The organism is Rhodococcus sp. 852002-51564_SCH6189132-a, from assembly GCF_001665495.1.
Classification (GTDB): Bacteria; Actinomycetota; Actinomycetes; order Mycobacteriales; family Mycobacteriaceae; genus Rhodococcus; species Rhodococcus pyridinivorans.
In genome coordinates this window covers 86,805-104,026 of record NZ_LZMJ01000004.1, presented here as the reverse complement: position 1 = coordinate 104,026, position 17,222 = coordinate 86,805, and the positions used below count along the sequence as shown (strand labels likewise).

Here is a 17,222-nt window from a genome sequence, read left to right as displayed (position 1 = left end):
CACTGTACTCACTCGCGGGACTCCTCCGCGCTGCGGATCGGCAACAAGGCCAGCTGCGAGTACTTCTTGTCCCTGATGCTCACCGCGGCCACCCCATCAATGTAATCGTCGAGGGTTTGCAGCAACTTCAGCGGCGTCGCGAGCACCATATGGAAACCGAATCGGGTGAACACGTCGAGTGCTCGCCGCGTGTACGCAGGATCTGCACGGTCGAATGCCTCGTCGAGGATCACCGTGCCGTAGCGCGGCAACTCTTCCCCCGATGCCGCCAGCTGATAGCGCAGGGCGGCGGCGAGACAGAAGAACACCAGTTTCTGGGCCTGCCCACCCGACAGGCCGGAGCTGGAGTCGTGGAAATTGACGTCCACGCCCTCCCCGTCGACCTCGACTCCGATGAAGCCGACGTGCAGGCGGGTGTCCAGTACCAACTGCCGCCAGCGCCGGTCGGCGGGTTCGCCCGAGTCGAGGCGTTCGAGGATCCGCTCCATCTGTTCGAACCGTTGCTCGGCGGCGACCCGGTCCTCTTCCTTGAACGAGCCGCTGACAATGCGCTGCAGTTCCGCGAGGAAATCGGCCGCGGCAGGCGAACGCCGATCCTTCACATCGATCCGCAGAGTCCGGTCGGTGTCGAACGGAGAACGCCGGAGCGATTCGTTCACCGGCTCGATACGGGAACGGATCTCGCCCGGTGCCCTGCGGATCGCGCGGGCCAGCTCTCCGATGTTGCGGCTCGATTGGTCGTTGAGTAGCCGGAAGAACTCGTCCTCGTATGCGGGTAATCCGTCGTTGCGCAGTCGAGTGAGCACCGCGAGAGCATCGTCTACGTACTCTGCGTCGGAGCGCATCTCGGCGCGTCGTGACTCCCATTCGGCGAGATAGGCGGTGAGGATCGCGGTGATGCGCCGCTCGGCGTCCGTGGTTCTCGTGAGCGCCGCACGGTGCTCGTCGGTGATGGTTCGTCCGACGGTATGCAGCAACCGGTCGATGTTCTCGCTCGTCGGTCGACGTGCGGCAGCATCGAAGCGTGCGCGGATGCGCTTGTCGATCCCGTCGGGGACCGCCGAATCGGCGTGTGCTTCCACTTCTGCAAGCCGCTGCCGAGTGTGCTCCACATCGCCACGGTGGCGTTCGAGACCGGATCCGGCTGCGGTATACGCTGCGCGGGCCTCCTTCTCCTCGGTTTCCGCACGGGCAAGATCGAGCGTGAGCGAGGCGTACTCGGCATTGCCCTGCAACCATCCCTCGAGTCGATGCTCGATCGCGCCAACCGCTGCCTCGGCCGCTTCGACGTCGATGTCGGCCCAGGTCGTGTCGAGGATGATCTCCGCCGCGTGTCGACGCTGCTGTACCGTGCACTCTGCGTGCTCGAGCAACTCCTGCCGACGTTGCAGGCGGGCGATCTCGGATTCGACCTCGCCGATGCGGCGACGCAGATCGGAGAGCTTGGTTTCGTTGTCGAACCCGAGCACCCATCGGCTGCGGTCGTCGACGCGGTACCTGTCGTCCTTCTCGTGCCGCTCGCCGCCGTGCTTGACCTGACCGGCCCGGGTCACGCCGCGCGGCACACCTCGCAGGTCGTCGACGGTCGCCACGCACGCATAGTCGAAACGCTCGGCGAGGTGGTGCTGCAGCCACGCTGCGAGCGGTCCCGGCCGCACGTCCAGTTTTCGAACCAGCGATTCGTCACCGCTCGCCGGGGTGGCAGGCCGGCCGGAACGAGTACGCACCCGGCGGTACACCAACCGGGTGCCGAGATGCTGCGCGTCGACCACTGCTGCAACGCGTGAATAATATTCGTCGGGTACGAGCATCGTGCGAGCAAGCCCGCCGAGTACGCGCTCGATGGGGCCGGTCCACTCGGCATGCTCGGAGCGCACTTCGAGGAGTTCGCCCGCGAAGTGCAACATGTCTTCGCTGAGACCAGCTGCGGTGCAGACCAGTTCGCGTATCCGCAGTAGAGCGGGATCGAGATTGGAGCGTCGCCGGGCGAGCAGCTCTCGGTCGGCGATGAGTTGTCGGTGTTCGGAACGCAGTGTGCCGAGTGCTCGCACCACCTCGTACACATCGTTTCTGCGTGTACCGACTGTCGCGTCGAGCTCACGCAACTCCGTTTCGAGCTGGGCTCGCAGATGCGCGAACTCCTCAGCGGTGGTCGGTGCCTCTGCTTCCCACGATCCGACGGCGGTGTCGAACCTGCTCCGTGACTGTACGGTCCGAGTCAGGTCGGCTTCCGCCGCGTCGCGTTGCAGCCTGAGAGTGGACAACCGTCCACCGTCGGTGGTTTCGAGCCGCACCCGCAGATCGAGGGTGCGCTCGGCCGCGCGCTCGGCTTCGACCGAGGTCTTGTCGACGGCAGTCTGCAACAGTCCGATCTGTGCGTAGGCCTCGTCGAGCTTCTCTCGCAGCAGATCCACCGTCATCCGGGCATGCACGGCGTCGAGGTGGTCGTTCTCTTCCTGTAGTTCGCGTTGTTGCTGGAGGCCTCGGCGGCGAACCTCCGCGAGACCGACAAGGGGATCGAGTGCCTCGACTTGCCGACGCGCGTCGACGACGACACGGTGCGCCTCGCGCAGGTCGCGGAACTGGGACGTCGCGCGATCGGCCATCGCGAAGGTGTCGGGCTCGTCGAGCATGTAGTCGCGCAGCAACTGATCGAGACTGTTCAGACTCTTGGCCGACAGTGTTCGGTGCAACAACCGTTGGGCCGCCTCCGACGAAATGCCCAGCTTCGTGCGGAAGGCGCGAGCGAACGCCGTGTAACTGGGATTGACAGTAGCCCCGGGCCAACGCTTTCGGATGCCCCGGGTGTCGATACCGCGGCCCGCGAACGGCTCGAGATCGATCAGGTCGAAATCAAAATCGAAGATCAGATGCAGGTGAGAGACATCGTTGTTCGCGTTGGCTCCACGCCGCAGGTGCATGAGCTTGACGAGCGTCACGGGCGCGGCACCGTCGCCGGTGCGGTAGGTGAGCGCGACGGCACTCCAGGTGGCGCCCGTACGTAGATAGGAAGCGGTCAGGGAGTCGGTATCGACGTCGGCTTCGCGCCGCCACGCACCGCGGATGTAACTGACGAAGTTGCGCCCGGAACCGGCCGCGGATTCCTGCGCGGCCGCGTTGAATCGGACACTGCCGCCCGGCATGAGCACCGTGGAGATCGCATCGATGAGAGTGGATTTTCCGGATCCCGACGCGCCGGTGATCAGGAAACCCTTGCGCGCAATCGGAATGTCGTGGTGACCGTGTAAGGTTCCCCAATTCACCACCTGCACGCGGGCAAGCCGGAACTGGGACGGGTGGGGAGGGGTGGCCGTCACGGCTGACTCTCCGCGACGATGTGCCGGAACTCCGCTTCCACAGCAGCAACCTGATCGGCATCGAACAACTGCCGCAACACCGGAGAGACTTCCATCCGACCCTCCGTCGACGTCGACGCGAGAAGGCTGTACTTCTTCAACTTCTCCCACGAAGCGTTGACCCTGCGCCGGAAACCGGCCGGGTCGGTACTCGTGGCCGCACGGTACATCTCGAGCTGCCCGGCCATTTCGTCGAAATCGACGATGACCCGATCACCGGGTTGTGCGCGGAGGAGCAGCTGCCGCAGCGACAACAGCATCACGGTGTCCATGAATGTCAATCGCTCGGTGCGCAACACTGCGGGGGCCTTGTGATCGCCGGTTTCGGCGGGACGGGTGAATGCGAGCTGTTCGTCCTCGTCGACGACGAGATCGAGAAACACATCGGCCAACCGAGAACGCAGCACGCGCTCGTCGCGGATCACCGTCCGCCACACCTCGGGATGCTTGCCGGCGGTAATGAGCGGACCCTTGAGGAGCTGGACCAATGCGCGCCGGGTGTCGAGTTCGAGTTCGCCGGTGTCGCCGGGATACAGCCCGGTCGTGGTGTCGGTCATAGGCTGTCCTGTTCCAAGGTGGTGAAGGCAGGATCGGTGGGATCGAACAGATGCCGGCGTACCGTGGCCACCCGTTCGACGCCGGATGGGGAGCTCCAGCAAATCTCCTCATCGCCCTCCACGCGGTGTCCGTGCTCGACGGCGAGAACCAGAAGCCCGATGGCGCTTGCCAACCCTTGGGTTGCGGGATGTTCGCGCAGGACCTCGCCGATCGTCGCGCTACCGCGCACGCGCAGTGTGGCCGCTATGCTACCGACCAGCTCGTCCATGTCGATTTCCGATTCGCGGACGATGCGCCGCAGATCGTCGAGGTCGACCTCACCTGGCGTCTGCGACACCACCGGTTCGGCCACCAGATCGTCTGCGGGATTGTGCAACTGTAATGCCGCGACCGATTCGATACTCATGCCGATCCGCACCAGGTCGAGGTCGAGCGGTTCATAAGGCTTGCGGTGGGGTGCCACCTGCAGAGCGTGCTGTTGCGCCGAGCGCAACAGACGTTGCAATCGGCGATGTTCCTCGTAATGGCGGGACTGCACGAAATGCCGCAGTGAGCGTGACAGCGACGTCATCGTCGCATGCACTTCGCCACCTGCGTCCTCCATCTCGGTGAGCAAGGATCGGAACCGATGACGTTGCTCGGGAGACAGGCTCCGGGCGAACGGACGAGTCAGTACCGCCTCGATCCAGTCGTCGAGCTGTGCAGACCGTTCAGGATCGATGATCATGTCGTAGAACCCGGTGAAGCTGCGTCCAGCATCGGAACTGCCGATGAGGTCGACACCTCGGAAGACCTCGCCCAGAGTGTCGCCGCGGTCGCCTTCGTCGTCGAGGATCCGTGCGCGCAACTCGCGATTGAGCCCTTCGAGTTCGGCCCGTACTCGTGCGAAATCCCCGGGGATCTCGCCGGCAAGCGCGAGGATCTCCGACACGCGTTCCGCGGCCCGTGGGCCATCGAGGACAGGGAAGTCGCCGGATTCCACCGCTGCGATCTGCCGGTCGAGTGCGTCGCGCTCGGCCCGCAGCGTTGCCAGACGGGTTTCGCTCCGTGGGTCCGAATCGCGAGCCAGCGCCTGCAACTGGCTCGACAGGGTTGTCAGTCGTGATTCCGTGATCGAACTGGTGTCGGTCGTCAGTTGCGCAACGAAATTCAGTGCGACGAATGCGGACTCGGTCGGCTCCAGCGTCTCTTCGCGCGAGCCCGTATCGGCACGTCGGAGCAGAAATCCGGCGCGCACCCAATCTGCGCAGTAGGCCTGGGCGGTGCGTGGAAGGTCGAATCCCTGGTCGCGGAGGTCCTGCAGGTCTGCGTCGAGGCGGGCGAACAGTTCGGGGGCGGGAAGTCGCCGGGTTCCCCGATCGAAGTGTCGTCCCAGCATCCCGAGGATTGCGGGGGCGTGGTCGGCGCGCAGCAGCGTCCACGCGGCGTGCTGATCGCGCAGCCGCGTCAGGCGGTACAGGTCGGCAGTCGACACAGCTTCCCTCTCGCTTCGATCGCGCCCATGGTGGCACACGCCTACGACAACCGTCTCCTACGGGATCGGCTCGATGTCGGGGCGGTGACGACAGTGTCGGTAACAAGGGCCACAATGTCCGACCGTGTCGGTTTTCGTCGGGGGATGAAAGCGATCGGAGGATGACGTGATCGAAGTGCACGCACCCGCGGAGGGCGCCATGACGTTGCCCCGCGACCATCGATGGGTGGTGGTCGACGTCGAAACCTCGGGTGTGCGGTCCAACGCCCACAGGGTCCTGAGCGTGGCCGCCCTCGTGTTGCGCGAGGACGGCTCTGTCGAGCAGGAGTTCTCGACCCTCGTCGACCCCGGCTGCGACCCGGGACCGGTGCACATCCACAACCTCACGCGGGAGCGCCTCACCGGGTCGCCGCGCTTCGAGGACATCGCCGGTGAACTGGCCGGGATTCTCGACGGCGCCACGATCGTCGCCCACAACGCGTCGTTCGACTACGGATTCCTCGACGCCGAGTTCCGTCGGGCCGGCACGTCGCTGCCGGCGGAGCACCGTCTGTGCACGCTCGCGTTGTCGCGCCGGCTCGAACTCGACGTCCCCAACTTCCGATTGGCGACCCTTGCGCAGCACTGGCAGGTCCACCAGCTGCAGGAGCACGACGCCTACGACGACGCGCGCGTCCTGTCGGAGATCTTCCTGCGCAGCGCCGCGATGGCCGACAACCTGCAACTGCCGCTGCCCGTCGTCAACTGCCGCAGCCGCAAATCGGTGTATCCCGCATCCGTTCCGCGGGTCGCGTGCCAGTGGAAGAACCCGGGTCGCCTCGGCAACGATGGGCTCGTCCAAGGCATGAAGGTCGTGATCAGCGGCTCCACCGTCACTCCGCGGGTCGCACTCGCGAACCGGCTGACCGACGCCGGACTCGACGTGATGAACAACGCGAGCAGACAGACCAGCGTCGTGGTGTGCAACGACCCGACCGTGCAGACCGCCAAGGTCCGCAAGGCGATGGCCGAAGGCATTCCCGTGATCAGCGAACAGCAGCTCGAGGAGCTGTTGACGCGGGTGAGTCCGGGCGAATCGAAGGTTGCGACCGTCGTCGACATCATCCCGCCACCGGAACCGCAGGTCGCGGTGGTGCCCCCGGTCCGGCCGCCGACCGGACAGAAGCCCAAGCTGTGGACCGGACGTAAGGTACTGCTGCTCGGCGGCACGCACCTGCAGGCCGTCATGATGCGCTCGCGTCTCACCCAGCTCGGTGCCCGCCCGGCCCTCAACTTCACGGCCGCCGTCACCGACGTGCTGGTCCTCGACGGGGGAGAGGCCGACAAGCGGATGGCGCGGGTCGCGGCACGTGAGCTGCCCGTCCTGCGACCCGACGACGTCGATGCCGCAGTGGAGAACGGAGTGATGCCCCCGCACATGCGGGTGGAGTCACGGCTCACGGCGCCGGTGCTGTCCCGCGGTGAAGTGATCGACCTGCCGTCCGACAGTCACCGCTGGGCCGTGAACGTCGCCTGGAAGGCCGAAGCTGTCGGCGACGAATTCGATCTCGACATCGTCGCCTTCCTGCTCGGCGCCGACGAGAAGGTCGACACCGACGACGACTTCGTCTTCTACAACAATCCGCTCTACGACGACGGCGTCATCGAACTGACCATCGACGGTTCGAGTGAGCACTGCGTCCGCGTCGACCTCGCGGAACTTCCCGCCGAATGCGAACGCATCGCCATCGCAGCGGCCATCGACGGCAACCGCACCTTCGGCGAACTCGGCGCGGTATCGGTCGCGGTCGACAGTGAGACCGGCACCGCCGCGACCTTCGTGCTCGACGCCGGCACCACCGAACGCACCATGGTGCTCACCGAGATCTACCGCCGAGCCGACAAGTGGCGGCTGCGCGCAGTGGGGCAGGGATACGACGACGACCTCGCGGCCCTCGCACGCCGGTACGGGGTGGAAGTCGACGACTGATCTCTGCTTCGTCGCGCGGGTGGGGATCGACAGAGCACTGCAGAGCGCGAAATGGTCATCGGCGCGTGTTATTGCCCGCTCTGATGACTATTTGGCGCTCCGCTGTCGGGGTCGGTGGCGGCGAGTTGGCGGGCCCAGTCGGATTCGGTGTCGAGGAAGGCTTCCCCGCCGGTGGCGAAGGCGTCGCGGAGTTGGGTGAGGGCGTCGATGAACTGTTGCATCCGTTCTCTGGCCGACTCGGGTGTGCCTGCAGCTTTGCGTCGATAGCCTGCAGCAAGTTGTTGAGCGGAGTCGAAATCACCGAAGCCGTGGACGTCGGTGAGCCTAAAAGTGTGTTTGTACGACTGGTCGAACTCATCCAGCATGGTTTCGCAGATCCTTAGGATCTCTGCGACGACGTGAGGCTCGAGCCTGCTGAACTCCGGCATGTTCGTCCTGTTCGATGTCAGTTCGCGATGAAGGGTTCAACCGAGGCGACGAGGTTTTCCATGCCTGCACACCAATCGATTTGAGGTGCAGGGCCCGAGTGGTCGGTGTAGAGAACTCGGGTGACGAGTACAACTCCGAAATCTGTCTGCAGGGCGTACTTGCAGCCGTTTCGTGCGTCGGGGTCTACTTCTAGGAGCGCCGGTCTGCCGTTAATGCTTGTCTGGCTGGCAACATGTGCATTCTTTTGGAACTCCTCGTCCAAAGAGACATTGCCAGCCAGGATGTTGAGGCCGTATCCACGGCGCACGCCTGGGATGTGGTCCCTGTTGTCGTATGTGCAGCCGAGGAAGGTGTACGTCCCCATCGGCATGTCCGCGATTTCCTTCTTGGCCGCGTCGTACCCGGCCGCATTCATGACGTCATCGGGGATGTCGTAACAGGGATCGAAAGCGACGGGCGGGCGGCCGGAGTCGTCGGTGATGCGCGGGGTCCGGGTGGCCGACGTGGAAGCCTCGTCGCTCGTGGCCGGCTCCGCCGAACCCGGACTGCACGCCGTCGCCACTACCGCCAGTGCTGCGAGCGCGGCTGTTCCCCACCTACCCATGCGACCCCCCGATCGATTTGTCGGCAGACGCTAACACAACGGCTCGGCCCAGCACTCCGGAGCGCGAACTAGTCACAAGAGCGCGTTGTAGCGCGCTCCGATGACCGTTTCCCGCTCCGCGCGCTCATAGGTATCTGCAGGGTGGTCTGATTCGCAGGATCGGATTGATTGTGACCGCAATCGCAGATACTGTCTACACCGTTCCGAATAGCCAACGGGCGAGCGGATGGAAGTCGCATCGGTTGTTCCCCTTGCCCATTCGACCCCGATCGAATGCCAGCCGGACGCCGACACAACCGCTCGGGCGCGCGAAGTGGTCAGAGGTGCGCGTTATTGCGCGCTCTGATGACCGTTTCCCGCTCCGTTGTCGGGGTCGGTGATGGTGAGTTGGCGTGTCCAGTCGGATTCGGTGTCGAGGAAGGCTTCTCCGCCTGCCGCAAAGGCGTCGCGAAGTTGGGTGAGTACTTCTATGAACTGCTCGACGCGTTCCTTCGCGGATTCCGGGGTTCCAGCCGCCTTGCGGCGATACCCGGCGGCGAGCTGCTGTGCAGAGTCGAAATCGCCGAAACCGGCCGTGAATGCCAGTTTTTCGGTGACTCTTGCAGAGCTTCGGAACTCTTCGAGCATAACGTCGCATATACGCACGATCTCGGGGATGACTTCTGGTTCCAGCCTCACTGCCTCGGACATGCCTACTCCCCGCAGTATTCAGTCTTGGATGAATGGTTCCAATGTCGTTGCCAGATCCAGAACGCCCGCGCACCATTCATCTTGGGGGACTGCACCGGGGTAATCCTTGTGATAGATGCGACTCAGGCCCACGATTCCGAAGGTCGTCTGTAAGACGTATCGGCACGTGTCTCGCGCGTTCGGGTCGACTTCGACGAGTGCGGGCCGCCCATTTATCTGCACTGACTCGGCGACATGCCCGTTCCTTTTCAGTTCCTCGTCGAGTGTGACGTTCCCAGCCAGCACAAGCAGGTCGTAACGAGCCAGTACACCTGGGATGCTGATGGTTCCTTCGTAGGCGCAGCCGAGGAAGGTGTACGTCCCCATCGGCATGTCCGCGATTTCTTTCTTGGCCGCGTCGTACCCGGCTGCGTTCATGACGTCGTCGGGTATGTCGTAGCAGGGGTCGAAGGTGACTGGTGGTCGGCCGGAGTCGTCGGTGATGCGCGGGGTTCGGGTTGTCGTGGTGGCGGTTTCGTCGCCTACAGCGACGTCACCAGCTGAACCCGGGCTGCACGCCGTCCCCATGACAGCCAGTGCTGCGAGCGCGACGATGCCCCACCTGCCCATGCGACCCCCCGATCGATTGTCGGGCAGACGCTAACACAACCGTCCCGCTGTCGGGGTCGGTGGCGGCGAGTTGGCGGGCCCAGTCGGATTCGGTGTCGAGGAAGGCTGCTCCGCCGGTGGCGAAGGCGTCGCGGAGGTGGGTGAGGGCATCGATGAACTGCTGCATGCGTTCGCTCGCTGATTGTGGCGTTCCAGCGCCTTTGCGGCTATAGCCCGCAGCAAGTTGTTTGGCGGACTCGAAATCTCCGAATCCACGCGCGTCGTAGAGTCCGTCAGCGAGCGTCTTGGACTCTCGGAGTTCATCCAGCATCACCTCGCAGATTCGAAGTATCTCCGCGACCACACCCGGTTCGAGCCGCACGAAGGGCGACGACATCATCTCTCCTGACGATTCGACAGTTCAATCGGTGACATACGGCTCGATCGAAGACACCAACTCCTCGAAGTCGGTGCACCACTCTTCGATCGGCGGGCCCCCGGGATAATCCGGGTGGTAAAGCCTGTTCAAGATGACGACCCCAAAACTTGTTTGCAACAGGTAGCTGCATGTGAGGCTTCGATGGGGATCGACCCTCATCGCAGCAGGGCGACCGTTGATGGTCGTCGGTGTCGCTCCGGTCGGATTCTCCGCAAGCTGCTCGTCGAGAGACACGTTTCCTGACAACAAAGTGAGGTCGTAGCGAGCGAGCACCCCCGGGATCTTGACAGTGCCTTTGTAACGGCACCCCAGGTAGGTGTACGTCCCCATCGGCATGTCCGCGATTTCTTTCTTGGCCGCGTCGTACCCGGCTGCGTTCACGACATCGTCGGGTATGTCGTAGCAGGGGTCGAAGGTGACTGGTGGTCGGCCGGAGTCGTCGGTGATGCGCGGGGTTCGGGTTGTCGTGGTGGCGGTTTCGTCGCCTACAGCGACATCATCAGCTGAACCCGGACTGCACGCCGTCCCCATGACAGCCAGTGCTGCGAGCGCAACGATGCCCCACCTGCCCATGCGACCCCCCGATCGATTGTCGGGCAGACGCTAACACAACCGTCCCGGGCACTGCTCCGGAGCGCGAAATGGTCAGAGGTGCGCGTTATTGCGCGCCCTGATGACCGTTTCCCGCTCCGCTGTCGGGGTCGGTGATGGCGAGTTGGCGGGCCCAGTCGGATTCGGTGTCGAGGAAGGCTGCTCCGCCGGTGGCGAAGGCGTCGCGGAGCTGGATAAGTGCGTCGATGAATTGCTCGACACGCTCCTTCGCTGATTCCGGAGTGCCTGCAGCCTTCCGTCGGTACCCCGCCGCGAGCTGCTGTGCTGAGTCGAAGTCGCCGAAACCTTCGGTTCTGGTGAGCCATTCTGCGGTCGTTCGCGCGTCTTCGAACTCCGTGAGCATTGTGTTGCATATCCTCACGAGTTCGTCGATGACGCTGGGTTCGAGCCTGGTGGAACTCGACATGACCACCCTCTTCAGTTCGCGATGTGCGGTTCGATCGAGCCGACGAACTCCTCCATGCCCGCGCACCATTCGCTCTGGGGCGCCGGCCCTGGATGGTCTGTGTTGTACAGCCTTGTGACGAAGACCACGCCGAAGTCCGTTTGGAGTACATAAGTGCATGCATCCCGGTTTTCGGGATCCACCTCGAGTAGCGCGGATCGGCCGTTGATGGTCGCGCTGGTTGCTACATGCCCGTTCTTCTTCAACTCCTCGTCGAGGCTGACGTTTCCCGACAAGATGTTCAGGCTGTACCCCCGCCTGACTCCGGGGACAAGATCTTCCTTCTTGTATGTGCAACCGAGGAAGGTATGCGTCCCCATCGGCATGTCCGCGACTTCCTTCTTTGCCGCGTCGTACCCGGCCGCGTGCATGACGTCGTCGGGGATGTCGTAGCAGGGGTCGAAGGTGACGGGCGGTCGACCGGAGTCGTCGGTGATGCGCGGGGTGCGGGTGGTCGACGTCGTCGTCTCGTCTCCTGTGGCATCGTCCGCGGCGCTCGGACTGCAGGCCGTCGCGACTGCCGCGACTGCTGCGAGCGTGACGATTCCCCACCTGCCCATGCGACCCCCCGATCGATTGTCGGGCAGACGCTAACACAACCGCTCCGCTACCGCGTCAGCCCTGCTCGACCCCGCGCCAGAACTCGGGTAGTTCCGAGTTCAGTCGATCCTTTGCCTGCATGGGGAGCGAGTGCGTCGTGTCGGGAAAGACCAGAACCTCGGCATCAGCGAGTTGCCGTGCTCGATCGGCTGCTTTCTCGCTTCCGACGAGTGAATCACGCTCCGCGATAGCGACATAGGTGGGCATAACCAAAGCCGCAAGCTCGTCGTCGCTCAGGGGCGACGGGGTCGGTAGTGCGGCGGAGAAATGCTCCGAACCCTCCGAGATCATCGTCGCCATGGCGTCATCGGAGTCATAGTCGTCGACACCCCCGACCTTCGCGAGTGCCGTGTCCCGCCAATCGGTCGGAAGGCCCGGCAGTGTCGACACCGACGCCCAGAACAACATTCGGGCAGGGGGATAACCGAAGGTGAACACAGGCTCGAGCAGCGTCAGCGACCGGACTTTCTCGGGGAACTGCTTCGCGTAGGACGCTGCGCTCGCCCCGCCGAAGGAATGTCCGACGACATGAGCGGTCTCCACTCCGAGACCTGAGAGCGTGTCATCGATCCACAGCGCCTGGTCGTCCGTGGAGGTCAGAGGTACCGCCTGGACGGACAAGCCTGCGTCGCCGAGAGCATCGAACGCGAGAACGCGGTGCTCGGGGAGGAAGCCCGGAAGGTTCTCGCCCCACATCGGCACACCCGACGCGCGGCCCGGGACGAGAACGACGGGCACCGAGTCGACCGTCCGAGGCGACGTCCATTCGTAGACGCGGACCGTGCCGAACCGAGTAGGAACGTCATGAACTGCAGAAGGTGGCGGCAGCGCAGACATCGCTCTCTCGTAGGCAGCGACGTAACCGGCCCGACCGGAATCACTGCGGAAGTGGCCGACTCCCGGCGCGCCGAAGAAGAACTGATAGGCGGCGACCAGGCCGACGACTGCGAGTATCGCGACCAGCGCCGTGCCGGCGCGTCGAAGAAATCTGTTCGATCGAGTGCGCTGGGTCATCGGGAGCCTCTGATCGTCGACGTTGCAATATGTTCATATTGTATCGTGGGATCATGCCGAGAGTCGTCGACCATGCGCAACGCCGTAGGGAGATCGTGTACGCGCTGTGGGCGGTCATCCACGAGCGAGGAATCGACGGCGTGACCTTCCAGGCGGTGGCGGCCGCCGGGGGAGTGTCGATCGGCCGTATCCAGCACTACTTCGATTCCAAGGAACACCTCATCCGTACGGGCGCCGAATTCATGGTCGCCGAGGCCGAAAAACGCTACGAACGAGCAGAATCCGATCCGCAGGCAGCGCTCGTCGCGCTTCTCGCTCAACCAGTCCCGACGGACGAAGCCGGACGTCTCGGGGTGTCCGTCTGGTATGCCTACCTCGCCAAGTCCGCGAGCGACCACTGGATCCGTGCGTTCCTGGAAGAGTCGACAAAAGGCACAACAGAGGAGGCCCGGCGACTCCTCGAAGAACTGGGCATGCCACCCGACAAGGCGCGAACGGAAGCCCTACGCCTCGTCGCACTCGGCAACGGCATCACACAGGCCGTCCTGGTCGGCGTCACGGAACCGCCCGACGGCATCGCTCTCATCACCGACGAGGTCGCACGCACCACCAGCTGAACCCACGTGATTGCCGCGCAGCGGAACGGGCTACCCATTCGGGTAACCACCGGAAACATCGCAGTCGGGAGGCACGTTCATGAGTGACGACAGTTTCGGCACGCGCGACACCCTGAAGGTCGACGACACCGACTATCGCATCTATCGCATCGACAAGGTCCCGGGCTCGGAGCGATTGCCCTACAGTCTCAAGGTCCTGCTGGAGAACCTGCTGCGCACCGAGGACGGGCGACTGGTCACCAGGGAGCAGATCGAGGCCGTCGCGGGTTGGGATCCGAAGTCGACGCACAACCCGGAGATCCAGTTCTCTCCGGCACGCGTTCTCATGCAGGACTTCACCGGCGTGCCGTGCGTTGTGGACCTCGTCGCGATGCGCGACGCCATGACCCAGCAGGGCGGCGACCCGAAGCGCATCAACCCCCTGATCCCCACCGAGCTGGTCATCGACCATTCGGTGATCGCCGACGTCTTCGGCACCGAGGACGCATTCCGGATCAACACCGACCTCGAGTTCCAGCGCAACCGCGAGCGCTACGAGCTGCTGCGCTGGGCGCAGGGAGCGTTCGACGACTTCAAGGTGGTCCCGCCCGGCACCGGCATCTGCCATCAGGTGAACCTCGAGTACCTGGCCCGCGTCGTCTTCACGCGGGAGGACGAGGACGGCGGGCTCGTCGCCTATCCCGACTCGCTCGTCGGCACCGACTCGCACACCCCCATGATCAACGGCCTCGGCGTCGTCGGCTGGGGTGTCGGCGGCATCGAAGCCGAAGCGGCGATGCTGGGCCAGCCGGCATCGATGCTGATCCCGCAGGTCGTCGGCTTCAAGCTCACCGGTGAACTGCAGGAGGGCACCACGGCGACCGACCTCGTGCTCACCGTCGCCGAGATGCTCCGCAAGACAGGCGTGGTCGGCAAGTTCGTCGAGTTCTTCGGCCCCGGCGTCGCCAACGTGCCCCTCGCCAACCGCGCGACCATCGGCAACATGAGTCCCGAGTACGGCTCGACGATCTCGATCTTCCCGATCGACGACGCGACCCTCGACTACCTGCGTCTCACCGGTCGCGACGAGGGGCAGATCCGCCTCGTCGAGGCGTATGCGAAAGAACAGGGTCTGTGGCACGACCCCGATCGCGAACCCGACTACAGCGAGGTCGTCGAACTGGATCTGTCGAAGGTGCGACCGTCCGTCGCCGGCCCGAAGCGACCGCAGGACCGCATCCCCGTCGCCCTCGCGCCGAAGGCCGTGACCTCGCTGCTCAACGGTGAGGAAGTGCCCGACGTCGTCTCCCGCGTCCAGGACTCGGGTGTCGACGAGGGCGTGCTCGAATCATTCCCTGCCAGCGACCCGGTGTCGGTGCGCAGCGAGGACTCCCGCGACGAGCCGCGCGACCCGGTGCCCGACGACGCCGACACCTCGGCGCCGCCGTCGAAGAAGGTCCCGGTGCGGGTCGGGGACGGCGACGAGTTCGAACTCGACAACGGACACGTGGTGATCGCGGCGATCACATCGTGCACGAACACGTCGAACCCGTCGGTGATGATCGGTGCGGCGCTGCTCGCCAAGAAGGCCGTGGAGAAGGGGCTGCGGAGCAAGCCGTGGGTGAAGACCACGCTGGCTCCGGGGTCGCGGATCGTCACCGACTACTACGAACGTTCGGGTCTGACGCCCTATCTCGACAAGCTCGGCTTCAATCTCGTCGGTTACGGCTGCACGACCTGCATCGGCAATTCCGGCCCGCTTCCCGACGAGATCGCGGCCGCGATCGACGAGCACGACGTCAACGTCTCGGCCGTGCTGTCGGGCAACCGCAACTTCGAGGGACGCATCCATCCGCAGACGAAGATGAATTTCCTCGCGTCGCCGCCGCTGGTGATCGCGTATGCGCTGGCCGGGTCGATGCTCGTCGACCTCTTCAATGACCCGCTCGGCACCGACAGCGAGGGCAACGAGGTCTACCTGCGCGACATCTGGCCCACGACGCAGGAGATCCAGGAGGTCATCGACGACGCGGTGCGCGCGGAGATGTTCGAGACCGGCTACCAGGACGTCTACACCGGTGACGAGACGTGGCGGAACCTCGACGTGCCCGACAGCGAGGTGTTCGAATGGAAGGACGAGTCGACGTACGTGCGACGTCCTCCCTACTTCGAGGACATGTCGTCGGAACCCGAGCCGCTGCGCGACATCGAGGGCGCGCGGGTACTCGCGCTGCTCGGCGACTCCGTGACCACCGACCACATCTCGCCGGCCGGTGCGATCCGACGCGACAGCCCCGCGGGTCGCTACCTGCAGGAGCACGGCGTCGAGCAGGCCGACTTCAACTCCTACGGGTCGCGACGCGGCAACCACGAGGTGATGATCCGCGGCACCTTCGCCAACATCCGACTGCGTAACCAACTGGTGCCGGACGTCGAGGGTGGCGTCACCCGCTATCTGCCGACCGACGAGCAGATGAGTATCTACGACGCCGCGCAGAAGTACGCGGAGGACGGCACACCGCTGGTCGTGCTCGCGGGCGCGGAGTACGGGTCGGGCTCGTCGCGTGACTGGGCGGCCAAGGGCACGTTGCTGTTGGGGGTGCGCGCGGTGATCGCGCAGTCGTACGAGCGCATCCACCGCTCCAACCTCATCGGTATGGGCGTGCTGCCGTTGCAGTTCCCGGAGGGCGAGTCGGCGCAGAGCCTCGGCCTGACGGGGGAGGAGGAATTCACCATCACCGGTCTGGCGGACAGCGACGAGATCCCCGAGACCGTGCACGTGAAGGCGGGGGACACGGAGTTCGACGCGACGGTGCGCATCGACACCCCCGCCGAGGCCGAGTACTTCCAGCACGGCGGAATCCTGAAGTACGTGCTGCGTAAGCAGCTCGCGCAGTAGGCAGCGACAGACGGGGGCTCGTGGCTACTGCGCCGCGAGCCCCCGTTCCGCTGCGGCGGTGCGCACCGCGTCGATCACGAGGCGCAGCGGCGGCCGTTCCGACGCGACCCCGCGATGCGCGATGGAGATCGTGCGCACGAGCGGTTCGGTCAGCGCCACCACCTCGACCCCGGGTGAGCTCAACGTCAGCCCGAGATCGGAGACGAGCGTGACACCCAGCCCCGCGGCGACCATCGCCAGCGCCGTCGCCTGCTCACCGACCTCGTGGTTGATCCTCGGCTCGAACCCCGCACGTTGACACGCGAGGCTCACCGCGCGGCCGAAGTGCGAGTTCGGGCCGGCCAATACCCACGGATGCTCGGCGAGGTCGGCGAGTGCGATGGTGCCCGCCGGCACCGTCCCGGGCGGCACCGCGGCGTGCAGTCGCTCGACCGCGATCACCACCTTGGTCAGCTCCGGATCCCACAACATCGGGTAGCCGGAGTATTCGATGACGAACGAGAAGTCCAGCGATCCGTCACGGACGGCGCCGGCGGTCTCCTCGGGGGCGAGCTCTCGCGTGCGGACCTCGATGCCGGGATGCTCGGTGGCCAGCAATGCCAGCGCGCTGGGGATCAGAGTGGATGCGACGGAGGCCCATACCCCGGCGGTCAGGCGCGCGGTGACCCCGTCGCGGGTCTGTTCGAGCGCGGTCGTCGCGCGCTCCACCGACTGCAGGATCTCCTCGGCGTGTTCGGCGAGCAGCACGCCCGCCTCCGTCAACTGGACCCGACGTCCCCTTCGCTCGAAAAGCGTTGCGCCGACGTCCCGTTCGAGTTGGGTGAGCTGTTGCGAGACAGCCGAGGTGGTGTAATGCAGGGCGAGTGCGGCGGCCGTGACGGTGCCTCGGCGATGCAGTTCTCGAAGCATCCGTAACCGGCGCAGGGACAACTCCATGCCGTCAGCGTAG

General features: G+C 64.9%; 16 protein-coding genes. 3 read left to right on the top strand and 13 right to left on the bottom strand.

The features are described from left to right. Positions 1-8: 8 nt before the first annotated feature. From A5767_RS00765 to A5767_RS00755, 3 genes are read right to left on the bottom strand one after another with little or no spacing between them, the layout of a single operon-like run. On the bottom strand, positions 9-3,317 hold the full coding sequence (locus A5767_RS00765; RefSeq protein WP_064851406.1) for an ATP-binding protein: 3,309 nt from the start codon (positions 3,315-3,317) through the stop codon (positions 9-11). Continuing rightward, positions 3,314-3,913 carry a DUF4194 domain-containing protein gene (locus A5767_RS00760; protein ID WP_033097366.1) on the bottom strand — a complete coding sequence of 200 codons (600 nt, stop codon included), beginning with the start codon at positions 3,911-3,913 and terminating at the stop codon, positions 3,314-3,316. The genes A5767_RS00765 and A5767_RS00760 overlap by 4 nt, the downstream gene beginning before the upstream one ends. Further along, positions 3,910-5,388 (bottom strand): DUF3375 domain-containing protein, encoded by a 1,479-nt coding sequence (locus A5767_RS00755; protein WP_019288152.1) that lies wholly within the window; start codon positions 5,386-5,388, stop codon positions 3,910-3,912. The genes A5767_RS00760 and A5767_RS00755 overlap by 4 nt, the downstream gene beginning before the upstream one ends. Before the next feature lie 199 nt (positions 5,389-5,587). Here A5767_RS00755 and A5767_RS00750 point away from each other — a divergent pair, with 199 nt between their 5' ends. Further along, positions 5,588-7,357 (top strand): TerD family protein, encoded by a 1,770-nt coding sequence (locus tag A5767_RS00750; RefSeq protein ID WP_064851443.1) that lies wholly within the window; start codon positions 5,588-5,590, stop codon positions 7,355-7,357. 68 nt (positions 7,358-7,425) lie between these two features. On the opposite strand, the gene A5767_RS00745 is transcribed toward A5767_RS00750, so the two are convergent. From A5767_RS00745 to A5767_RS00705, 9 genes are all read right to left on the bottom strand, one after another. Next, positions 7,426-7,785 carry a hypothetical protein gene (locus tag A5767_RS00745; protein ID WP_064851405.1) on the bottom strand — a complete coding sequence of 120 codons (360 nt, stop codon included), beginning with the start codon at positions 7,783-7,785 and terminating at the stop codon, positions 7,426-7,428. Between the two features lie 17 nt (positions 7,786-7,802). Then, entirely contained in the window at positions 7,803-8,390 is a 588-nt protein-coding gene (locus A5767_RS00740; RefSeq protein ID WP_064851404.1) for a DUF3558 domain-containing protein, read from the bottom strand. A 330-nt stretch (positions 8,391-8,720) separates the two neighbouring features. Then, the gene (locus tag A5767_RS00735) at positions 8,721-9,080 is read right to left on the bottom strand and encodes a hypothetical protein (protein ID WP_064851403.1); all 360 of its coding nucleotides are present in this window, start codon (positions 9,078-9,080) and stop codon (positions 8,721-8,723) included. 18 nt (positions 9,081-9,098) lie between these two features. Further along, positions 9,099-9,689 (bottom strand): DUF3558 domain-containing protein, encoded by a 591-nt coding sequence (locus A5767_RS00730; protein WP_064851402.1) that lies wholly within the window; start codon positions 9,687-9,689, stop codon positions 9,099-9,101. Continuing rightward, positions 9,613-10,068 (bottom strand): hypothetical protein, encoded by a 456-nt coding sequence (locus A5767_RS00725; protein WP_331712081.1) that lies wholly within the window; start codon positions 10,066-10,068, stop codon positions 9,613-9,615. The genes A5767_RS00730 and A5767_RS00725 overlap by 77 nt, the downstream gene beginning before the upstream one ends. Positions 10,069-10,089: 21 nt before the next feature. Continuing rightward, positions 10,090-10,680: a DUF3558 domain-containing protein gene (locus tag A5767_RS00720; RefSeq protein WP_064851401.1), complete on the bottom strand. Its 591-nt coding sequence runs from the start codon at positions 10,678-10,680 to the stop codon at positions 10,090-10,092. 85 nt (positions 10,681-10,765) lie between these two features. After that, entirely contained in the window at positions 10,766-11,125 is a 360-nt protein-coding gene (locus A5767_RS00715; protein ID WP_064851442.1) for a hypothetical protein, read from the bottom strand. A gap of 11 nt (positions 11,126-11,136) precedes the next feature. After that, on the bottom strand, positions 11,137-11,724 hold the full coding sequence (locus A5767_RS00710; protein WP_064851400.1) for a DUF3558 domain-containing protein: 588 nt from the start codon (positions 11,722-11,724) through the stop codon (positions 11,137-11,139). Between the two features lie 55 nt (positions 11,725-11,779). Next, positions 11,780-12,778, bottom strand: a complete 999-nt coding sequence (locus A5767_RS00705) for an alpha/beta fold hydrolase (RefSeq protein ID WP_064851399.1) — start codon at positions 12,776-12,778, stop codon at positions 11,780-11,782. Positions 12,779-12,831: 53 nt separating this feature from the next. On the opposite strand from A5767_RS00705, the gene A5767_RS00700 reads away from it, so the two are divergent. Both A5767_RS00700 and A5767_RS00695 read left to right on the top strand, forming a co-directional pair. Beyond that, complete coding sequence (locus A5767_RS00700; RefSeq protein ID WP_039584070.1) at positions 12,832-13,395, top strand: TetR/AcrR family transcriptional regulator; 564 nt, start codon at positions 12,832-12,834, stop codon at positions 13,393-13,395. A 79-nt stretch (positions 13,396-13,474) separates the two neighbouring features. After that, on the top strand, positions 13,475-16,273 hold the full coding sequence (locus A5767_RS00695) for an aconitate hydratase (protein ID WP_064851398.1): 2,799 nt from the start codon (positions 13,475-13,477) through the stop codon (positions 16,271-16,273). Between the two features lie 24 nt (positions 16,274-16,297). Here A5767_RS00695 and A5767_RS00690 read toward each other — a convergent pair whose 3' ends face one another. Continuing rightward, positions 16,298-17,209, bottom strand: a complete 912-nt coding sequence (locus tag A5767_RS00690; protein ID WP_024103548.1) for a LysR family transcriptional regulator — start codon at positions 17,207-17,209, stop codon at positions 16,298-16,300. Between the last annotated feature and the right edge of the window lie 13 nt (positions 17,210-17,222).